Here is a 3,859-nt window from a genome sequence, read left to right on the forward strand (position 1 = left end):
CCCGCTCACCGGGAGCGGCGCAGCGCCGTCGAAAAGGCACCCCTTACGCTTTCTTGGCCTTTCCGCCCCTCCGGTGTTCTGCGCCGCTCGAATGTATCACACTCCATAACCGCCCTTCTGGAGCCTGTTGACCGCCTGCCACATTTCATGCCCCAATCCCGGCAAGCCGTTGAGATCGCCCGCATGTCCGAACTCGCCCTGCTGCCCGACGCCGAGGTCGCCCGCGCCGCCGGCTATGCCCGCCAGGCGCTGGCGCCGGCAACGCTCGCCGCCTACGCCGCGGACTGGGCAGACTTCGAGGCGTGGTGCCGGGAGAAAGGCATCGCCGCGCTGCCGGCCACGCCGGTGACCGTCGCCGCCTACCTTGCCACCCTGGCCACCACCCACGCCGGCGCCACCCTGCGCCGCCGGCTCGCCGCCATCGGCCGCGCCCACCGCATGGCCGGCCACCCCTGGCTGGGCTCGCACCCGGCACTGCGCGACACCCTGGCCGGCATCGCCCGCCAGCACGGCGTGCCACAGCGCCGCGCCGCGGCGATCGGCACCGCCGAGATCCGCCGCCTCGTCGCCACCTGCAGCGACGGCCTCACCGGCACGCGGGACAAGGCCTTGTTGCTGCTGGGCTTCGCGGCGGCGCTGCGTCGATCCGAGCTGGTCGCGGTGCAACGCGAGCACCTGACCGTCACACCCGAGGGGCTGCGCCTGCTGATCCCGCGCGCCAAGGCCGACCAGCAGGGCAGGGGGGCCGAGCTTGGCCTGCCGCGCGGGAAGACGCCCGAGACCTGCCCGGTGCGCGCGCTGGAGACCTGGCTGCAGGCCAGCGACTGCCGCTACGGCCCGGTGTTCCGCAAGATCGACCGCTGGGGCACCGTGGAGACCGCCGCCCTGCACCCCTACGCCCTGCCGCGGATCCTGCGCCGGCGGCTGGCGCTGGCCGGGATCAAGGCGTCAGGGCTCGAGCGGCTGTCGCTGCACGGGCTCAGGGCCGGGTTCATCACCGAGGCCTACAAGGCCGGGGTGCGCGACGAGGCCATCATGGAGCACAGCCGTCACCGCGACATCCGCACCATGCGCGGCTATGTCCGGCGGGCAAAGCTCGTCGGCGAGAGCCCGGCAGGGATCGTCGGGCTGTAGCCATTCGAAATGCTTTCGCCCACTTGGTCGGGGAGAAGGACAAGCCGCTCGCCTCGCTGGCCTGAGGGCAGTCTCTGATCAGCCGCAGCACGACTGCTGCTGACCCAATGCGGGCCTCCGGTATCTTAAGCGGCTCAGGCGACAGCGGTGGCCGTCATGCTGGCGCGGCCCGCGATGCTTTCCCACCACCGCCCCAGCTTGGGGTAAGCCGCGAGCAGCGGACCAGCTTCTGGCGTTGTGGCAAAGCAGGCGAACATTGGCGCGGCGTGCAGGTCCGCCAGTGTCAGCGCAGCGCCGGCCAGATGCCGTCCCGGCCCCATAATCTGCTCAAGGGCCCCCAAGCAGGTCGCTGCCCGCGGCAGGGCGGCGCAGATCCGCGCCTCGTCTGGCTCTCGCCCCTGCGCCGGGGCGACAACCCGCTCGACGTAGATGTCCCACACGAGCGTGCGGTAGGCGTAGGCATCGAGAACGCCGATCGCTTGGTTCACCCGGGCCCGCGCCTCTGGCGAGGCCGGCTGCAGGGCGGGCCCAGAGAATGCCTCGTCCACGTAGCGCGTGATAGCTCCCGTCTCGTACAGCCGGAAACCTCGGTGCTCGAAGGCCGGGATGCGGCCGAACGGGTGCCGCTTCAGGTACTCGGCCGGCGGGCCGCCGGGGGTGAACACGTCGACCGGCACCAGCTCATAGGCGACGCCCTTCTCGGCCAGCGCGAGGCGGGCGGCGCGCACGTACACGCTGTAGGGCGCGCCGTAGAGAGCCGGTCCTTCGTCGTTCATCGCGCGCCCTCCCAGCCACAGGCCGAGGCGAGCATAGGGCAGGAGCGCCACCCGCGAGAGTCTGTTTCCCGCCCTCGTCGGACGCTATGGCTTGAGCGCAGTCAGCTTGAAGGGACCAGCCTCGGCTGCCGCGTGCTCCACCGCGTCATTGACTTCTGCCAGCGGGAACTCGGTCACCGCCCATTGCTCCAGATCCAGTAACCCGCTGCGGATCAATCCCACCATTCCCGGCACGGCGGCTGCGTCGTACATCCACTGGCCGCGCACCGTTATGAGGCTGCGCATGATCCAGGGATATGGAAGCGCCAGGTCCTCGCCGCCCAGCATCCCCACCCCGCCCATCAGCACTGCCCTCCCACCCTGGCGCAACGTAATAATCGCAGCCCGGGCCACGGTCGCGCTGACCGTCGGCGGAAGGAAGTCCTGCACCGCGTCGATCGGGCCCGGGGCTGCCCGGCGCATCGCTTCCGTGTCCGCGGCGCTGTCCCCACTCAGCTCGACCGGTACGATCCGTTCGCCGAACCGGGTCCGTAGGCTGTCGAGCACTGCCCGATTGCGACCGGGCGCTACGACGCAGCGCGCGCCCATCGCCAGCGCCAGGGCCACGGTGGCGGAGCCGAAGTTGCCGGTCGCCCCGCTCACCAGCAGCGTTTCCCCAGGCCGGAAGTCCATCGCGAGCAGCCCGCCGTAAGCAACCAGCAACGTGTTGATGGCGCACCACCGCCCGGCTTCCACCGGGTCGATCGCCCCGATCGGCGCCGCATTCTCGGTCGGCACGCGAACCCTCTCGGCGAAGGTGCCGTCGCGGAAGTAGCGCTGCAACTTCTGCCCGCCTTCGCCGCGGGCGCTCCAGCCCTGCAGGGTGATGTCGGGCGTGGCCGCGCCGTCGCGTGACCGCACGGTGGGGTCGCAGAACACCCAGTCGCCGGGCCGCAGGCGCGTGCTGTCCGGTCCCACCGCGCGCACCCGGCCGATGGCGCCGCAACCCGGCACCACGGGTGTAGGCAACAGGTAGCGGCGCGCGCCGCTGAAGACCTCGGTTGCATAGGACAGTACCGGCGCGGCGACGACGTCTACCAGCGCCTCGCCGGTTCCGATCGTCGGCTCCGGCACGTCCTCGACACTCAGCGGTGCCCCGAAGCGGGGCAGGATAGCGGCCTTCATGCTCGGTCTTGCCGCCGCCGGCGGGCGGCAGCCGTTCCAGCGCGAGAGCGTGCCAGACCCGCTCCGCCGCATCGTCGGGAGCCTGCCGGAGCCCGCCTATCTTACCGGGCAGCGCTGGGACATCCTGGCCTGGAACGCCGCCGCGGCAGCGCTGTTCGGCGATTTCGGCCAGCTCGGGACCGAGGACCGCAACATCCTGCACTGGATGCTTACCGGCCCCGCCGCGAAGCGGCTCTTCGGGGAGAGCTGGGCGGAGGAGGCGCGGCGCATCGTGTCGCTGTTCCGCGCGGCGCATGACCTATGGCCCAGTGATCCAGCCTTTGAGTCGCTCGTGGCCCGGCTCCACGCGGGCTGCCCGGAGTTCGACAGCTGGTGGCGCGCGCACGGGATCGGGGCGCCGGTGTCCGGCACCAAGTACCTGCATCACCCGACGAGGGGCACCACCCGCTACGAGTACGCGAGCTTCCAGGCCAACGACAACCCAGCCCTCAAGCTCGCCCTCTACGCGCGAACCTGAGAGGACGGGAAGCTCAGACCGTCTGCCTCTACGTCAGCAAACCGCCCTTCTTCGACCTTGAATTGGACGCCAAGCGTTAGGCGTTAATCACTAGAGCGACCACGCAACCACGTCACACGATGGCTCGGCCAGGCACTTGCCGGACGCGACGCGGCGTCGCGATCCAGATTGCAGCTGCGGACGCCGCACATAGCACGGCAGCCAAAGCAAAGGCGAGGTCGTAGCTGCCAGTCACATCGTGCACCGTACCCGCAACCCAAGGACCGGC

At 70.6% G+C, this 3,859-nt stretch carries 4 protein-coding genes; 2 read left to right on the top strand and 2 right to left on the bottom strand.

Annotation, left to right across the window (positions count from 1 at the left end):
* The first annotated feature begins 183 nt into the window (after positions 1 to 183).
* Positions 184 to 1,134 (top strand): tyrosine-type recombinase/integrase, encoded by a 951-nt coding sequence (locus E2C06_RS35735; RefSeq protein WP_165982902.1) that lies wholly within the window; start codon positions 184 to 186, stop codon positions 1,132 to 1,134.
* A 134-nt stretch (positions 1,135 to 1,268) separates the two neighbouring features.
* On the opposite strand, the gene E2C06_RS35740 is transcribed toward E2C06_RS35735, so the two are convergent.
* Positions 1,269 to 1,910, bottom strand: coding sequence for a glutathione S-transferase family protein (locus tag E2C06_RS35740; protein WP_133293287.1), 642 nt, complete (start codon positions 1,908 to 1,910; stop codon positions 1,269 to 1,271).
* An 84-nt stretch (positions 1,911 to 1,994) separates the two neighbouring features.
* Positions 1,995 to 3,074 carry an alcohol dehydrogenase catalytic domain-containing protein gene (locus E2C06_RS35745; RefSeq protein WP_133293288.1) on the bottom strand — a complete coding sequence of 360 codons (1,080 nt, stop codon included), beginning with the start codon at positions 3,072 to 3,074 and terminating at the stop codon, positions 1,995 to 1,997.
* Between E2C06_RS35745 and E2C06_RS35750 the strand changes: the two genes are divergently transcribed.
* On the top strand, positions 3,073 to 3,591 hold the full coding sequence (locus E2C06_RS35750) for an MmyB family transcriptional regulator (protein WP_133293289.1): 519 nt from the start codon (positions 3,073 to 3,075) through the stop codon (positions 3,589 to 3,591). The genes E2C06_RS35745 and E2C06_RS35750 overlap by 2 nt on opposite strands.
* Positions 3,592 to 3,859 lie beyond the last annotated feature (268 nt).

It is taken from the genome of Dankookia rubra, from assembly GCF_004355005.1.
GTDB lineage: Bacteria > Pseudomonadota > Alphaproteobacteria > Acetobacterales > Acetobacteraceae > Paracraurococcus > Paracraurococcus ruber_A.

What these genes read in the sequence shown, in the direction of transcription:
- E2C06_RS35750 (WP_133293289.1), top strand. Translation starts at nt 3,073, where the DNA reads ATGCTCGGTCTTGCCGCCGCCGGCGGGCGGCAGCCGTTCCAGCGCGAG.
- E2C06_RS35745 (WP_133293288.1), bottom strand. Translation starts at nt 3,074, where the DNA reads ATGAAGGCCGCTATCCTGCCCCGCTTCGGGGCACCGCTGAGTGTCGAG.
- E2C06_RS35740 (WP_133293287.1), bottom strand. Translation starts at nt 1,910, where the DNA reads ATGAACGACGAAGGACCGGCTCTCTACGGCGCGCCCTACAGCGTGTAC.
- E2C06_RS35735 (WP_165982902.1), top strand. Translation starts at nt 184, where the DNA reads ATGTCCGAACTCGCCCTGCTGCCCGACGCCGAGGTCGCCCGCGCCGCC.